This is a genomic window from Bradyrhizobium cajani, from assembly GCF_009759665.1.
Taxonomy (GTDB): domain Bacteria; phylum Pseudomonadota; class Alphaproteobacteria; order Rhizobiales; family Xanthobacteraceae; genus Bradyrhizobium; species Bradyrhizobium cajani.
The window spans coordinates 428,953-445,170 of the sequence record NZ_WQNE01000001.1 but is presented as its reverse complement, the minus strand read 5'-3'; the positions used below and the strand labels follow the sequence as shown (position 1 = coordinate 445,170).

Here is a 16,218-nt window from a genome sequence, read left to right as displayed (position 1 = left end):
TTTCTTTTTGTCTCACATCAGCAGCGGAAGGGCGCCGGGCCAGGCAGCGCCGGCAGCGATGTCCACATTGCCCCACGCGGTGCCTTCGCCGCTGGCTGCGGGCGCCGCTTCCGCGGGGCCGGCCAGCTGGCGCTGGGCATAGGGCGCGGCGAACAGATGAACGCCGGCGTGGTCGATCGCGAACAGCGGCGCCAGGTTGGTCGCACCGGACTCCTCGATCAGCTCGGAGCGCCGGTTGTCGAGGACGAGCCATTGGCCCTCGATGCGCGCGGCGAGCACGGCGTGGTCCTGCCGCACGGCGCGGTCGCGGACCAGCACGAGGCGCAGATCCTCGCGCGGAAACCCGGCTTCGTGCAGCGCGACGTATTTCGCGATCGCATAATCCTCGCAGTCGCCCTTCGCGGTGGCGAAGGTCTCCAGCGGCGAGCTCCAGCGATCGGCCTCGCCGTGCTGCGCATAGTCGCTGACGTAGCGGACGACCATGTTGACCGCGCGGTTGGCTTCATCGAGCCTTGCGCGTCCCGATTTCGATTTGACGGCGCCGACCAAGCGCAGGAACTGCGCGGCATTCGAGGGGCAATTGGCAGCATCAGCCTCGCATCGCCTCATCGTCTCGGCGTCCCTGGTCAGCTTGGCCTCCAGTCCCCGCCACTTCTGCCACAGGAGACCCTCGGGCGCGCGGAAGGTGAAGAGGCCGAACGGCTCGTCACCTTTTGCCGGCGCGGGCCTGGGCTCGGGGGCTGCGTCGGTCGCGATATTGGAAGGCGTGAGCGCGGCGAGGCGGACGGCCTTCGGTCCGCGGCCGCGCATCGCATCGAGCTTCGCCAGCACGTCGTTGATGCGGAAGAACGTTGCCGGAGCGCGCGCGGCCACGTCGATGCCGGGCGCGAGAGTGTCCTGGGTGTCCTGCGCCAACGTGTCCTGTGCCAAGGCGTCCTGTGCCGAGACCTCATCGGACCGCGCAGGCGATGTCACGCCCGCAACGATCAAGGCAGCCAGCGCTGCGCCGAGCGCGCACAGGCCTTTCCGCTGCAATTCCCAATGCAGTGTCATAGACGACGTCCCCTGCGCCGGGAGCGTCGTCAACGTCTGTCGCGTCGATCCACGCCCCGATCCTGTTGTCGGATCGAGACTGAGGCTGCGACGCTTAGGTGAGGTTAAAACGGGAGGAGGGTGACGGCCTTGTCGCGAAGGCGGTCAATTCCGCGCTGCGCCGGATCGGCAAATTATCGCCGCGGCCTTTGCGCCCTGTTAACCTTGCCGAAGTCTCAACGCTCGCGCAGGGCTTCGTCGCGCAGGGTGCGGGCCGGCCTTACCAGATAGTCGAGCACGGATTTCTCGCCGGTCAGCACTTCGACCGTCGTGACCATGCCGGGGATGATCGGAAGCGGCTTCTGCTCCGTGCCCAGATGGTTCTTCTCCGTCCGCACCATGACGCGGTAGAAGCTCTCCTGGCGCTCCGGCGTCTTTTCGGCCTTTTCGTCGACGATGGTGTCGGCGCTGATCCGCTCGACCTTGCCCTTCAGCGAGCCGTAGACGGAGGAATCGTAGGCCGAGATCTTCACCACGGCGTCCTGGCCGGGCCGGATGAAGGCGATGTCCTGGGGCTTGATGCGGCCTTCGACCAGCAGGGTGTCGTCGAGCGGAACGATATCCATCACATTGGCACCGGGCTGCACGACCGCTCCAACGGTGGTCACGTTCAGCTTGTTGACGATGCCATGCACCGGCGCCTTCAGGTCGGTTCGACGAACGCGGTCCTGCGCCGATTTGATATTTTCGTCGAGCACGGCCAGGTCGCCTTTGGACTTGGCAAGGTCCTCGTCCGCCTGGGAGCGGAAAGACGAGACCGTGCTCGCGATCTTGGATTGGGCTTCCGCAAGTTGCCCTCTCATCTCGGTCGCCTGCCGGTCGAGGCGCAACATCTCGATCTCCGGCACGACTTTCTGCTCGTACAGCTTGCGCGTCAGAGCCAATTCGCGGTCCAGCAATTTGAGGGTGCCGGTCAGCCGCGTGACCTGCTGATTCAGGACGTCGACATCCTGGGCAAGCTTTTGCCCGCGCATCTTGAAGACGCTGCTTTCCGCAGCCACGGCCGAAGGCACGACCTGATCGAGTTGATCGGGAAAGACCAGCTCGCTCTTGCCCCTGGCTTCGGCTTCCAGCCGGGCGACGCGCGCGGCCATCGCGGCCCGCCGTTCCCTGATCTCGCCGAACTCGGAGGCGAATTTGGTGTCGTCGATACGCATGAGGGATTGTCCCTGCTGGACGATCGCCCCTTCCTGAACGAGGATATCGCCGACGATGCCGCCTTCGAGCGACTGCACCACCTGGATCTGCCGCGACGGTACGACGCGGCCATTTCCCCGCTTGACCTCGTCGAGCACGGCGAAATGGGCCCAGGTCAGGAATGTCGCGAGCAGGGCGAGGGATGCTGCCAGCAACATACGCGATGTGCGCGGCGCGCGAAGCGCAGCGGCAGCCCGGATATCGTTTGCAAACGCGAAATCAGACGACATTGGTTCTGGCCATTGCAGTGGCCGGCTGCGCGGCAGCTGGCGGCGTTGCGGGTTGGCTCGGCGCGGATGACGCCGGCTTGCCCTGCAGGAGCGCGAGAACCTTGTCGCGCGGGCCGTCAGCGACCAGCCGGCCGTTGTCGAACAGCAGGAGGCGGTCGACCATGTTGAGCAGCGAAAGCCGATGCGTCGAGATCAGGATCGTCATCCGCTCGTCGCGTAGCGTCTTCAGGCGCTCTAGAAACTCGGCCTCGCTGCGGACGTCGAAATGCGCGGTCGGTTCGTCGAGGAACAATATCTTCGGCTTCCTGATGAGCACGCGCGCAAGGCCGATGGCCTGCTTCTGACCGCCCGACAGACTGCGACCGCCTTCCGAGATCGGCATGTCGTAGCCCAAGGGATGGCCCGCGATGAACGCCTCGACCCCGGACAGGCGCGCAGCAGCCAGGATCTCTTCGTCGGTGGCCTCGGGCTTGCCCAATGCGATATTGTCGCGCAGCTTCCCGAAAAACAGTTCAGTGTCTTGCATCGCAAAGCCGACGCCGGACCGCAGGTCGGCGGGATCGTATTGCCGTGAATCGACGCCGTCGACGAGGATCCGGCCTTCCTGCGCCTCGTAGAAGCCGAGCAGAAGCCGTCCAACGGTGGTCTTGCCGGATCCAACGCGTCCGATGATGCCGACCTTCTCCCCGCCTTCGATGCTGAACGACACCTTGTCCAGCGCCTTGCCCGGCGCATTGGGGTAGGTGAAGCTGACGCCCTCGAAAGCGATCGCGCCGTCGCGGATGCGCCTGGAGACATAGGCGCGCGTGGGCGACCGTTCGCGCTCCAGCGACATGATCCGATCGATCGCCTTCAACGAACTCAGGGTTTGCGTTCCGCGCGTGATCACCGAGGCAATTCCCGCGATCGGAGCGAGGATGCGCCCCGCCAGCATGTTTGCCGCCACCAGGGCGCCTACGGTGAGCTTGCCGTCGAGGATGAGGAATACGCCGACGACGATCAGGCTGAGGCTGGTGAGCTGTTGGGCCGTGTTGGCGCTGGTGAGAGCAAGCGAGGCCCAGAAATGAACGTCTTCGCCCGAGCGGGCGGTAGCGGCGACCGATCGCTCCCAGGCCGTCTGCATGCGGGCCTCGGCACCGGTCGCGCGTATCGTCTCAATGCCGGACAGCGACTCGACCAGCACGCCATGCCTGGCCGCGGCTTCAGCCTGCTGACGCTTCATGGCCCGGTCGAGAGGGCGCTGCAGTGCGACGCCGATCAGGAGCATGACCGGCAGCATCACCAGAGGTATCCAGGCCAGCGGCCCGGCAATCACGAAGAGGATTCCGATGAACAAGACCGCAAACAGCAGATCCGTTGCGGAGACGACACTGCCGGAGGTGAAGAACTCGCGGACCGAGTCGAAATCGCGCAACTGATTGGCGACGATACCCACCGAGGGAGGCCGCTGCGCCATCTTCACGCCCATGATGTGCTCGAAGATGTTGGCGGCAAGGATGACGTCGATCGTCTTGCCGGTAACGTCGATCATGCGGCTGCGAACCGTTCGGAAAATAAAATCGAACGCTATCGCCAGCCCCATTCCGATCGATAGCGCGATCAGGGAGGGAATTGCGCCGTTTGGAACGACGCGGTCGTAAACGCTCATGGTGAAGAGCGGTGTCGCCAGCGCAAGCATGTTGATCAGAAAGGCGCCGAGCGCGATGTGACCGTAGCTGCGCCAATGCAGCTTGACCACCGACCAGAACCAGTGGCTTCGCGGCAGGTCGCCCGCGGCGACGGCGCGGGCGTTGCTCTCCACCGCGGCCCTGACGAAAAATGCGTATCCGGTGTATCCGGACGAGACGGTCTGAATCTCCTGGAGTTCGGGCGTGTAATCCGTCAGGGACGGATTGATGACTTTCACATTGCTTCGGGCTTGATCGAACGCCAGGAGAATCAGCGTCGTCCCGTTCTTCATGATCAGAACTGCCGGCAGCACCAGCGCGGGAATGTCGGCAATGTCCCGCTTGACGGCTTCGGTCTCGAGCCCCGCACGCCGAGCTGCGCGATCATAGAGCGGGACCGACAATTGTCCGTCGACGATCGGCAGGCCGCCCAGCAACGCCTCGCGGCTTACGGCGCGGCCATGATACGACGCGAGGTACACGAGCGATGCGGCAAGTGGGTCATCCCCGTCGCGACGATGACTCGCTTGCTCGGGTTCAAGCGCAACCGTCGGCTCGCCAATGGGGCGGCTATGCGCGCGGCTTGACTCGGATGATCGAAATAACAAGTGCCAATGTCCAATATGAAATAACGCGGATCGAGCGGCGAACCGGCATTCCAAGATAGCGGAAAACGCATAGGAAGCATTTGGTTAAATTGGCAAAAGCGCAACTAAAGGTTAATCCACGAATCGCCCTTCGCCGTTCGGCGGCACTGCCAAACGCGCTTGTTCCCGGTTCCAATGGCGGAGTCGGGACTATCTCCGAACAGGCTCGAAGGCCGTCGCGAGCCAATGCGGCTTCTGGTTCGCCGCGTAAGCGGTAACAGGAGACGTCTGCAGGGCGACAGGATCGCTGCTGCGCTGCTGCGTGAGCCACTCCGTCACGCCGACCATACTTGGCTGATAGGAAGTCCGCGGCCATCGATCCCTGAAGGCATCAGGCTCGGGCGCTTCACTGGCATAACCCAGACGCTGTGGCGCGGGCTGGGGAGGAGGCACCGGGACGTTCAGCGGTTCGGAGCCGGTCTGGGGCAGCTTCACGCGAAGCGTGGGCGCCTTGAAGTCGGGTGTTCCGAAAATTCCGAGATCCACCGGCGCGGCATCGACCGGCGGGGGAGCCTTCAGATATTCGAGCAGCGTGCCCATCGCTGCCAGAAGCTGATAGTCGGCGAACACGATGACCCCGCGCGCCGAAGTCAGCGAAACGAGCGCATTGAAATACTGGTTCTGAGCATTCAGCAGATCGATCAGCGAGCGCTGACCAAGTTCATATTCTTTCTGGAATGCCGCAATCGTCTTCCGGTCAGCCTCGAGTTGCCGCACCAGGGCCGCGATGCGTGTCGAGGTGACCGTGCGCGCCGCCCAGGCCTTGTCGATGGATTCGATGGCGTCGCGCTGCAAACGCGCATGTCGCGCAGTGCTCTCGACGTAGCGCTCGGCCATCTCGGATCGTCGCCAGACGTCCTGACCGCCCCGGAAGACATCCCAGGACATGACGACCTTGCCGCTGTAGTCGTCGTGAGTGACGCCAAGATAAGGATACGTATTGTCGTTGTGCGTAGCCCGACCCTCGAGCGAGAAGGTCGGCACAAAAGCGCCATCCGTCACGCGGAATGCGTGCTTTGCCGCATCAGCGTCAGCCTGAGCGGCCTGAATGGTGGGATTGAAGCGGACCGTCGTTGCGAGCGCCTCGTCGCGGCTCGTGGGCAAGCCGCCGAGCGGTCCCGGGAAACGAAGATTGATGGCTTCAAGTCCCACGACTTTGCGGTATTTGGCGCGCGCTTCCTCCAGGCTCCGGCGGAATTCCGCCAGCGTTGCGCGCGCATTTTCAACGCGTTCACGCGCCTGTTCGAGGTCGCCTTCGCCGGCCCGTCCGCCGGAGAAACGCGTGTTGACGTTGGCGAAGATCTTTTCATGGTTCGCGACGTTCTGCTCGCCGAGCGTGACCAGTCGCAAATAGCGCACGACGTCGACATAGGCTTCCGCCGCGTCCAAGGCGATCAACTCGGTGCGCTCACGAACACGGAACGCGGCCGCGTTCACGCGGGCCGTCTGCCGCCATATGTCGTGAATCGAGGCAAAGCCGTCGAACAATATCTGGCGGACGACCACGGATTCCTGAGACCCGTTTCGCCAGGAGCCATTTCCCACCACCGGGATGGGTAGGGCGGTGCCGCTCGCCACGGCAGCACTCTGGTCGAATTTCTCGGGCCCCCACCGCGCCTCCATGCGCACTTGCGGGAGCAGCGTGCTTTGGGTTTGTCGAAGCTCGCTTTCGGTGGCGCGGCGATTGGCAGACGCCTCGCCAACCCCCGGATTGGTGCGAACGGCCTGTTTCAAGGCGTCGCTAATCGAGTACGGCTCCGCCAGCGCGCCGCTGCACGGAGCGAGAAATAATGCACCTGAAAAGAGAATGCGCCTTAGCAATTGATCCTCCCCCCTCTCCGAACAATTCGGTCGCGGGGACCCCCGGGAAAATTGGCTGAAAGCTTGGCAAGGACTGGAACGACAAGCTAGGAAAAACTAGAAAACTGAACAAATCATAAGCGCCCATGTCGCATTTTTGCCACGCCGGAGGCACCGAAAGGGTAACATGGTGCCTCGCCGCCAAGGCAGGGATCACAGGAGAGCCCGTATTTTCGCCCGACTGCCCCTTGGCTGCACTCCGAGCGAATTTCGCCGATTCTCGGTGCAATGGCGCAAAATCCACATAAGTTATTGATATAACTTATATTTTTTGTGTCAGCAATGCTGCCGCTGGCCATGTTGGGGTCCCGGTCGCCCTTGCGAGCCACCTCTCATGTGAGGTGCGTCGATCAGGTATTTAGTTGCGTACCTCAAAAATTGAAGGCAGGATTGCAGCCAAAGAAAAGAAGCCGGTTGGGAGGACGTGATGAGATTGCTCAGAAAGCTGGGACTCGCCGCTGTCGCATGCCTGCTTGGGGCCAACGTCGCTGCAGCCGACACGACGGTGAAATGGCTGCACATCGAGGCGAACCCGGCCCAGGTCAAGATCTGGGAGGAGGTCGCCCGGGCCTATGAGGCGTCGCATCCCGGCGTCAAGGTCGACATGCAGTTCCTCGAGAACGAGGCCTACAAGGCCAAGCTGCCGACCATCCTGCAATCCAAGGACCGGCCGAACATCATCTACAGCTGGGCCGGCGGCGTCCTGAAGACGCAGATCGAGGCCGGCGTCCTCGACGACATCACCGATCAGGTGAAGGGTTACAGCGACAGCCTCACGCCGGCGGCGCTCGCCGCCTTCACCAGCAACGGCCGCGTCTACGGCCTGCCGACCGCGCTGTCGCAGGTCGGCTTCCTCTGCAACAAGGAGCTGATGGCCAAGGCGAAGGTCGATCCCGCGGGGATCAAGACCTGGGACGATCTGCTCGCCGCGGTAAAGACGCTGAAGGCGGCGGGCGTGACTCCGATCGTGGTCGGCGGCGCCGACAAATGGCCGCTGCACTTCTACTGGACTCATCTTGCGGTGCGCATCGGCGGCAAGGCGGCGTTCGATGCGGCGCTGCGCGGCGACAACGGCGGCTTTGCCGGCGAGACCTTCCAGAAATCCGGCGAGCTGTTCAAGCAGCTCGTCGATCTCCAGCCTTTCCAGAACGGTTTTCTCGGCTTCAAGAACCCGCAGGCCGTCGGCTATTTCGGCGACGGCAAGGCGGCGATGACGCTCGCGATCAGCACGGTCTATCATTTGCAGCGTGCGCTCGCCGCCGACAAGGTCGGCTTGAGCGAGGACAAGATCTGCTGGTTCGACTTTCCGGTCGCGGCCGGCGGCAAGGGCGCGCCGACAGATACGCTCGGCGGCATCACCGGCTGGCTGATCACCAAAGGCTCGCCGAAGGAGGCGGTCGATTTCCTGAAATACTTCGTCTCCAGGGACGTGCAGACACGTCTTGCTGCGGGCAACTTCATCATCCCCGTGGTGCAGGGCGCGGACGCCGGCCTCAACAATTCCTTCATGAAGCTGATCGCGGCCAATCTGGTGAAGTCGAACTACCACCAGAATTTCTATGACCAGAGCCTCGGCCCCTCGGTCGGCCGCGTTGTCAACGACGTCACCGCGGAGATCGCCGGTGGCAGCATGAGTCCGCAGGACGCCGCCAAAGCGATCGAAGCGGCATGGAAGCAGGGCAACTGACGGTGGCGCGGCGGATCGCGAGCTCACCGGTGATAGGCGTCGCGGAGACATCGTTCTCACCAATCGCGGTTCGCGGCCCGAGCTGGGATGGCCGCTTCACGGTACTGATCCTGTTCCTGCCGCCTGCGTTGATGCTGTTCACGCTGTTCGTGGTGCTGCCGGTCGGGGAGGCCGCATGGTACTCGGCCTTCAACTGGAACGGGTTCGGCAGGCCGACCAACTGGGTCGGCTTCGACAACTACCGCTTCGTGCTGGAAACGCGCGCATTCTGGCTCGCACTACGCAACAACGGGTTGATCATCGCGGTCTCGCTCGCGATCCAGCTGCCGCTCGCGCTCACGCTGGCCTTGATGCTTGCGGAGCGTTTTCGCGGAGCGGTGGCGCTGCGCATGTTGTTCTTCATGCCCTATATCCTGGCCGAGATCGCGACCGGGCTGATCTTCAGCTTCGTCTATGACGGCGACTACGGCCTTGTCGCCTCGATCTGGCGTTCCTTCGGTGCGGAACCGCCGCATCTGCTCGCTTCGACCGACACGTCGATGCTGGCGGTGTTGATCGTGGTCGTCTGGAAGTACTTCGGCTTCCACATGATGCTGTTCATCGCGGCGCTCCAGGGCCTCGACAAGACCCTGATCGAGGCCGCGCGCATCGATGGCGCAACGCGGTCGCAAACCCTCCGCCATGTCGTCATCCCCTTGCTCTATCCGACGATCCGGCTCTCCATATTCTTCGCCATCGTCGGCTCGCTGCAGCTGTTCGACCTCGTCATGCCGCTGACGCGCGGCGGACCTGCGGACTCCTCGAACACGATGGTGAGCTTTCTCTACAACAACGGCATCTCCCGCATGCGGGTCGGTTACGGCAGCGCCATCGGTGTCATCCTGTTCGTGATCTGCGTGACCTTTGCCTTCACCTACAAGCGATGGTTCATGCGCGATGAGTAGCGTCGATGCCACCCGCACGCCGTTCGATCCCGCCGTGCTGTTCAAGGCGCTGTTCCTCGCCCTGGTCGCCGTCTTCGTGCTGGTGCCGCTGCTCGCGACCTTGCTCGGCGGCTTCAAGTCGCTCGGCGAACTTCGCGTCAATCCGTTCGGCCTGCCGCAGCACTGGGAGTGGCAGAATTATGCCGACATCCTGTTCTCCGTGCGCTACTGGCAGCTCCTGCGCAACTCGTTGATCATCTCGTCGCTCGCGGTGGCGTTGACCTTGATCGTCGCCTCGATGGCCGCGTTCACCTTCGCCCATATCAAGTTCTACGGCAGCTCGATGTTGCTGAGCTACCTGACGCTCGGCCTGCTGTTTCCGGCGGCGACCGCGGTGCTTCCGCTGTTCATCAAGGTGCGCGATCTCGGACTGCTCGATACCTATTTCGGCGTTGCGCTGCCGCAGGTGGCCTTCAGCCTCGCGATGAGCGTGCTGCTGTTGCGCCGCTTCTTCAAGGACATTCCCTATGAGCTGCTCGAGGCCGCGCTGGTCGACGGCTGCAGCTACATCAAATTCTTCCGCTACGTGACGCTGCCGCTGTCTCGGCCGATCCTGGCGACCGTTGGGACCATCACCTTCGTCAACAGCTGGAACGCCTATCTGTTGCCGTTGGTGATGCTCAACACTGATGCGCTCTATCCCTGGCCGCTCGGCATCATGGTCTATCAGGGCGAGTATTCGTCCGAGTGGCACCTGATCCTGGCCTTCATCACGCTGACCATCCTGCCGACGATCCTGCTCTTCCTTTTGGCGCAGAAGCACATCGTCGCCGGCCTCACGGCAGGCGCGGTCAAGGGATGACGATACCTCACGGAGATCACAATGAGAAAAATCGGCATCGGAATCATCGGCTGCGGCAATATCAGCACAGCTTATCTGAAAGCTGCCCAGCGCTTCGCGGTCATGGAAATCAAGGCGCTCGCCGACATGCGCAGTGACGTCGCGGAGCGGCAGGGCGCTGCTTTCGGGCTGCCGGCGATGCGGGTCGATCAATTGCTCAAACGCGATGACGTCGAGATCGTCATCAATCTCACGGTGCCGCTCGCCCACACGGACGTCAGTCTCGCGGTGCTGAATGCCGGAAAGCATGTCCATTCCGAGAAGCCGCTCGGCATCAACGTCGCGGAAGCCCGCAAGGTGATCGAACTCGCCGCACAGAAGAACCTGCGCGTCGGGTGTGCGCCGGATACGTTTCTTGGCGGTGGGCACCAGACCGCGCGCAAGCTGATCGACGACGGTGCGATCGGCACGCCGGTCGCGGGCAGCGCTTTCTTCGGCTGCCCCGGCCATGAGCGCTGGCATCCGGCGCCGGGCTTTTATTACTTGCGCGGCGGAGGGCCGATGCTCGACATGGGGCCGTACTACATCACCGATCTCGTGCAACTGCTCGGTCCGGTCGCGAGCGTCATGGGTTCGATCGCGCGCCCGAAATCCGAGCGCCTGGTCACCAGCCAGCCGATGAACGGCACGCTGATCCCCGTCGAGGTTTCGACCCATGTTGCAGGGACGCTCGAATTCGAAAGTGGCGCGGTCGTCTCGATCGCGATGAGCTTTGACGTGCCGAAGCACCGGCACGCGCCGATCGAGATCTACGGCGACAAGGGCAGCATGCTGGTGCCGGACCCGAACCGCTTCGGCGGCGAGGTGCAGGTCGCGAAGACCGGCGGGGAATTTGAGACGGTGCCGTCGACGCACGGTCATGTCGAAGGCGAGTTCCGCTCCATCGGTGTCGCCGACATGGCCTCCGCGATCCTGAATAACCGCCCGCATCGAGCGAGCGGCGCGCTCGCCTTCCACGTGCTGGAGGTGATGGAGGCGTTCCAGATCTCCGCCGACGAAGGGCGGCGCGTCAAGATCGAGAACCGCGTCGAGCGGCCGGCAATGCTGCCGGTCGGGCGTGAAACCGGACAGATCGACTGAGGGAATGACCATGCGCAAGGCAATGATTGTATGGGGCGGCTGGCCGGGACACGATCCCGATCTCTGCGCCTCGATGATTCGCGGCTGGCTCAAGGCGGAAGGCTTTGATGTGCGGATCGAGACGACGACGGCGGCATTCGCCGATCCCGCGATCCACGATCTGTCGCTGATCATCCCGATCTACACGATGTCGAAGATCGAGAAGCCGGAAGCGCTCAATCTCTGCGCGGCAGTGCGGAGCGGGGTCGGGCTCGCCGGTCATCATGGCGGCATGTGCGATGCGTTCCGCGATTCCGTCGACTACCAGTTCATGTGCGGCGGGCAATGGGTTGCGCATCCCGGCAACATCATCGACTACAAGGTCGACTTGACGAGGCCGGATGATCCCATCATGAAGGGCCTGAAGAGCTTCGAACATCGATCCGAGCAGTATTACATGCATGTCGACCCCGCCAACGAGGTGTTGGCGACAACGACCTTCACCGGCGAGCACGCGCCCTGGATCGAGGGCGTGGTGATGCCCGTGGTCTGGAAGAAGCGCTATGGCGCGGGCAGGGTATTCTATTCCTCGCTCGGCCATCGTGCCTACGAACTCGACGTACCGGAGATCCGGACTCTGATGACCCGCGGCATGCTGTGGGCGGCACGCGAATGACAGGCGGCGCGACGCTGCCGGCGGTTCGCGCCACGCTCGAGGACGTCGCGCGCGCGGCCGGCGTTTCGCTAGCGACCGTCGATCGCGTCGTCAATCGGCGCGAGGGCGTGCGCGCCAAGACCGTCGCGCGCGTCGAGGCCGCGGTGGCCAAACTCGGCTATCGTGCCGACCTCGCTGCCGCGCGGCTCGCCCGCGGGCAAACGTTCCGCTTCGCCTTCGTTCTGCCGTCCGGCAGCAACAGTTTCATGACCAATCTAAGCGAGCAGGTCCAGCGCACCGCAGACTGGCTCGCCGGCCAGCGCGGCTACATCGATATCCTCCATGTCGACGTGTTCGATCCGGATGTGCTCGCCGGTGCGCTGGAAAACCTGTCGCCCGCCTATCAGGGCGTCGCCGTCATCGCGCTCGACCATCCGAGGGTTCGCGCCGCGATCGACGAACTCGCCACACGCGGGGTCGCCGTGGTGACCCTGGTCTCGGACGCACCAAGCTCGCGCCGCCTGCACTATGTCGGCATCGACAATCCGGCCGCAGGCCGCACCGCCGCGACGCTGATGGGGCGCTTCCTCGCCGGGCGCGAGGGGACGGTTGCCGTGATTGCGGGATCGTTGTCGCTGCGCGATCACACCGAACGGCAGTTCGGCTTTCACCAGATCCTGTCCAGCGAATATCCGAACCTGCCCGCGCTACCGGTCATCGAGGGCCGCGACGATAGCGACCGCACGCGGAAGCTTACCGCTGCGCTGCTCGCGCGCCACGCCGATCTCCGCGGCATATACTGCTGCGGCGCCGGAAACCGCGGCATCGCCGATGCGCTCGAGGCCTCCGGCCGCGCGCGCGACGTGGTCTGGATTACCCATGAGCTGACCCAGTACACACGGCGTTTCCTGGTCCGCGGCACACTCGATGCCATCATCAACCAGGATCCCGGCCACGAGGCGCGGTCCGCGGCGCGCATCCTGCTCGCGCACTGTTCGGGCGAGCCGATCAGCCCCGACCAGGAGCGCATCCGCATCGACATTTTTCTGCGGGACAATCTGCCGTAACTCGAGCTCGCAGGCGATGCCAACTCGCCTACTGCGGCTCGATTCCAGCCGCCTTGATGATCCGTCCCCATTTGCCGATCTCAACCTTCAGAAAGGCTTCGTGGGCGTCCGGGGTCGCGCGTTTTTCATGAGGCCAGAACAAGGCCCGCCATCATGAGACCGATGGCCGCGATCCAGCCTCCGAGCGCCCGAATGGCGATGGTTCGCCAGCTCGCCGAGCCATCCGGGGCGGTCGACCTGAACGCAAGGGTCAGGGCCATCGTGAGTGTCATGACCACATAGCCCATGCAGACCAATCCCGTCGCAAACAGCAGCCGATCGGTCTCCGGCCCGAGGTCGACGCCGTTCGCGGCGCCCCGGATGACGGCAAGCCCGAATGCGAGTGGGCACAGCAAGGAGGTCGGAATTCGCGCCGCGGCCGCCAGCATCAGGCCCAGCGCCAGCATCATCGCAGCGTCCGCAAGTCCGGTCGAAGCCACCCCGAATCTGTGCCCGAGAGCCGACCCGGCGAGCAGCCCAAGCGGAAACACGAGGATCAGCCAGCGCCCCTTCGTGCTGCCCAGCGAACCGGCCAGCACGCCCATTGCGATCCAGAGAACGATGTCCTGAACATCGGTAAGGGGATGCAGTGCCCCCGTGTAGAAATCGCCGAGGCGAGCCGCGACGATGTGTGCCTCGGCCGCGTTGGCGTGGATGAGCAGCATCGCGGCCGAAATGAGTCCACATCGGAAGTTCGACGTCATGCGATGGCTCCGAGGCCCTGTGCGAGGAAGTAGCAGCCAAGTCCCGCGATGCCGGCGCCTAGTCCCTGAATGATGCGCTCTCCGGCCGGCCATCGCGTCAGAGTGCCGATTGCGATGCCGCACAGATGCAGCAGCCCGGTGGCTGTGACAAAGCCGACCCCGTAAGCCAGCGGGTTTGCAGAACCCGGCAGCTCGGCTCCGTGTGCATGACCATGAAATATCGCGAAAACCGCGACGATGGCGGCGGCCGCGGCAAATGGCAAGCGCAGGCGGCTGGCGACAGCCACGCCGAGGATCAGTGCCGAAAGCGCAATCGCGACCTCCGGCATCGGCAGCGGCACCCGCATGATTCCGAGGACCCCGCCGACGGCCATGACGAGCGGGAAGGTGATGGGGAGCACCCAGATCGCCGGCGCGCCCAGTTGCGCGCCCCAGATCCCGACCGCGACCATTGCGATCAGATGATCGATGCCTGTGGCGGGATGCAGTAGGCCGCTGACGAGGCCGCCGGCGACGCCGGCTTGCTCATGCGCGAAAGCCGGCTGGGCCAGTACGAAGGCTACGATTGCGGCGGGAAGAGATCGGACGATGCGTGGGCACATGGTGCGCGTCTCTCATTCAGATTGCGGCGAACACGCGCGCAATTCGGCCGAAGAACCAGAACATCGATACCGATCCGATGACGTAGGCGGGGAGCGCCTCGCCCCAACGCGGCAGCGCGGCATCAAGCCGCCGATGCGCCCAGATCAGCGCGAGCACGAGCAGCACGAAGGCGAGCTGCCCGATTTCCACGCCGACATTGAAGAAGAGCAGCGCCGCAGGCAGGAGACGGCGTTCCAGCCCCAGCCCCGCCAGGGCGCCGGCGAAACCGATGCCATGAACGAGGCCGAAGGTGAATGCCACGGCCCAGGGATGGCGGGCGGTGAGCCCGGTTTCGCCGCGCTGTTGCTTGACGATCTCAACCCCGACGAAGGCGATGCTCAATGCGATGCAGGCGTTGAGCGGGCGTTCCGGCACGCCGATCAAGCCGAAGGCGGCCGCTGCAAGCGAGGCGCTGTGTCCGATCGTGAAGGCCGTGATCGTCTTGACCAATCGCCAGCCGCCGCCGACGATCCAGATCAGGCCGAGCACGAACAGCAGGTGATCGGCGCCCAGGAGGATGTGATCGATTCCGTAGTTCACATAGACCTTGGCCAACTCGATCCAGGCCTCCAGTGTCGGGGCACCAGTGCCGAGAATGGAGACGACGGGATTGGCAGTCGAGATCGTGTAGCTGCGCGGCTCACCCGTGATCGGAATGACCTTAATCAGGACCACCGACATGTTGGAGCCGAGATTGCCAATGGTGATCGAGCCGACCAGACCTTTTTGGCCGCAGTTCATCTCGGGGAGGCGGAGGAGGCAGTGGGACGGCACCCGCAGATCGACCCGCGCAGCGCCGATCGACGGCTCCATGGTCCAGCGGCCGATGAACGCGCCGGGCCGCACCTCGCGGAATTCCAGCACGCCCATCGCCGCCTCATGCGCGCTGAGTGCGGATGGCAGCACAATCATGGCGAACAGCAGCAGCGCCAATCGCAGGTATCGGATCGCCGTCACTGCTCGTACCGCACCTGATAGGACGTCTTCAGTCGCTTGACCGCTTCCCAGGCCAGCTTGCGGGTCTCCTCCGTGTGCCAAATTCTTGCGGCCTCGTCCCGCACCTGATCGAGGCTGGCAAGTTTTCCTTGGTGTCGGGAATCGACGCGGGCCACGTGCCAGCCGTCCTTGGAGCGCAGGACCTTCCATTGGCCTTGCTGCATCGCCAGCAACGTGTCGCGGAAATCTTCGCCGAAGGAGGCTGCGAGGCTCGCCACCGGCCGGGCGAGCACGGCGCGAGTCTGCTGCTGCAACTCTTCCGATTCATGCTCCTGGACGATGTCCTCGAACTGACGCTGCGCCGTGGCCTGATCGGTCGGAGGCGTGATGTAGAAAGAAACGCGCTCCGGCTCGTCGAAGCGGACGTGATTTTCTGCAAACCACTGCCCCAGCTGCTCCTCCGTCGGTTGCGGCACCCGAATCTGGTCGAAGATCATCAATTGCATCTTGAAGGCGATCCGATCGCGGATCATCTCGTCGCCGCGGTCCACGCCAAGCGACTTGCCCTCGCGGTAGAGGATTTCGCTGGCCACCCAGCTTTCGATCATCTTGCTGAGCTGTTCGTCCGAAGGCGTGCGCAATTTGTCCTCGTCGAAATTATCGATGAAGGACTGGCGCATCGCTTTGGTGACCGTGATCACCTTCTCCTCTTTGGCAGGAGGATGCAGAACGGCGTCGGCGCCGAAGATCATTGCACCGAGCAGCGTGAAGTGCAGCAAGGGTTCGCGCGACACGCGCATCAGCAGGGAGCCGATCGAGTGCGAAGGCTGCGTCCCACCACGTGTGCTCTCGATGCTGGAGTCCGAGCGCCTGTCGCGCGACGTCGGAAGGGACTGCACTTCATCGGATGTC

Annotated in this window: 14 protein-coding genes; 6 read left to right on the top strand and 8 right to left on the bottom strand. The window is 63.8% G+C overall.

The window, feature by feature from the left end:
- Positions 1-12: 12 nt before the first annotated feature.
- From GPL20_RS02030 to GPL20_RS02015, 4 genes are all read right to left on the bottom strand, one after another.
- Positions 13-1,053, bottom strand: a complete 1,041-nt coding sequence (locus GPL20_RS02030; protein ID WP_157327188.1) for a transglutaminase-like cysteine peptidase — start codon at positions 1,051-1,053, stop codon at positions 13-15.
- A gap of 215 nt (positions 1,054-1,268) precedes the next feature.
- Positions 1,269-2,519: an HlyD family type I secretion periplasmic adaptor subunit gene (locus GPL20_RS02025; protein ID WP_157327186.1), complete on the bottom strand. Its 1,251-nt coding sequence runs from the start codon at positions 2,517-2,519 to the stop codon at positions 1,269-1,271.
- Positions 2,509-4,749 (bottom strand): type I secretion system permease/ATPase, encoded by a 2,241-nt coding sequence (locus tag GPL20_RS02020; RefSeq protein ID WP_309143205.1) that lies wholly within the window; start codon positions 4,747-4,749, stop codon positions 2,509-2,511. The genes GPL20_RS02025 and GPL20_RS02020 overlap by 11 nt, the downstream gene beginning before the upstream one ends.
- 234 nt (positions 4,750-4,983) lie before the next feature.
- Entirely contained in the window at positions 4,984-6,654 is a 1,671-nt protein-coding gene (locus GPL20_RS02015; protein WP_157327181.1) for a TolC family outer membrane protein, read from the bottom strand.
- A 466-nt stretch (positions 6,655-7,120) separates the two neighbouring features.
- Here GPL20_RS02015 and GPL20_RS02010 point away from each other — a divergent pair, with 466 nt between their 5' ends.
- From GPL20_RS02010 to GPL20_RS01985, 6 genes are read left to right on the top strand one after another with little or no spacing between them, the layout of a single operon-like run.
- Complete coding sequence (locus tag GPL20_RS02010) at positions 7,121-8,380, top strand: extracellular solute-binding protein (RefSeq protein WP_157327179.1); 1,260 nt, start codon at positions 7,121-7,123, stop codon at positions 8,378-8,380.
- A gap of 2 nt (positions 8,381-8,382) precedes the next feature.
- A complete protein-coding gene (locus tag GPL20_RS02005; RefSeq protein WP_254125042.1) occupies positions 8,383-9,324 on the top strand; it encodes a carbohydrate ABC transporter permease in 942 nt (313 codons plus the stop codon).
- Positions 9,317-10,165: a carbohydrate ABC transporter permease gene (locus tag GPL20_RS02000; RefSeq protein WP_157327175.1), complete on the top strand. Its 849-nt coding sequence runs from the start codon at positions 9,317-9,319 to the stop codon at positions 10,163-10,165. Before GPL20_RS02005 ends, GPL20_RS02000 begins: the two co-directional genes overlap by 8 nt.
- A 21-nt stretch (positions 10,166-10,186) precedes the next feature.
- Positions 10,187-11,284: a Gfo/Idh/MocA family protein gene (locus GPL20_RS01995; RefSeq protein WP_157327172.1), complete on the top strand. Its 1,098-nt coding sequence runs from the start codon at positions 10,187-10,189 to the stop codon at positions 11,282-11,284.
- Between the two features lie 10 nt (positions 11,285-11,294).
- The gene (locus tag GPL20_RS01990; protein ID WP_157327170.1) at positions 11,295-11,939 is read left to right on the top strand and encodes a ThuA domain-containing protein; all 645 of its coding nucleotides are present in this window, start codon (positions 11,295-11,297) and stop codon (positions 11,937-11,939) included.
- Positions 11,936-12,985 carry a LacI family DNA-binding transcriptional regulator gene (locus tag GPL20_RS01985; protein ID WP_157327168.1) on the top strand — a complete coding sequence of 350 codons (1,050 nt, stop codon included), beginning with the start codon at positions 11,936-11,938 and terminating at the stop codon, positions 12,983-12,985. Before GPL20_RS01990 ends, GPL20_RS01985 begins: the two co-directional genes overlap by 4 nt.
- Positions 12,986-13,110: 125 nt before the next feature.
- On the opposite strand, the gene GPL20_RS01980 is transcribed toward GPL20_RS01985, so the two are convergent.
- Genes GPL20_RS01980 through GPL20_RS01965 form a run of 4 tightly spaced genes read right to left on the bottom strand, consistent with a single transcriptional unit; the run spans position 13,111 to position 16,106 of the window.
- Positions 13,111-13,728: a HupE/UreJ family protein gene (locus GPL20_RS01980; RefSeq protein WP_157327166.1), complete on the bottom strand. Its 618-nt coding sequence runs from the start codon at positions 13,726-13,728 to the stop codon at positions 13,111-13,113.
- Positions 13,725-14,330 (bottom strand): HupE/UreJ family protein, encoded by a 606-nt coding sequence (locus GPL20_RS01975; RefSeq protein ID WP_157327165.1) that lies wholly within the window; start codon positions 14,328-14,330, stop codon positions 13,725-13,727. The genes GPL20_RS01980 and GPL20_RS01975 overlap by 4 nt, the downstream gene beginning before the upstream one ends.
- A gap of 16 nt (positions 14,331-14,346) precedes the next feature.
- The gene (locus GPL20_RS01970) at positions 14,347-15,282 is read right to left on the bottom strand and encodes a HupE/UreJ family protein (protein WP_157327457.1); all 936 of its coding nucleotides are present in this window, start codon (positions 15,280-15,282) and stop codon (positions 14,347-14,349) included.
- Between the two features lie 41 nt (positions 15,283-15,323).
- The gene (locus GPL20_RS01965; protein WP_309143204.1) at positions 15,324-16,106 is read right to left on the bottom strand and encodes a peptidyl-prolyl cis-trans isomerase; all 783 of its coding nucleotides are present in this window, start codon (positions 16,104-16,106) and stop codon (positions 15,324-15,326) included.
- Positions 16,107-16,218: the final 112 nt, after the last annotated feature.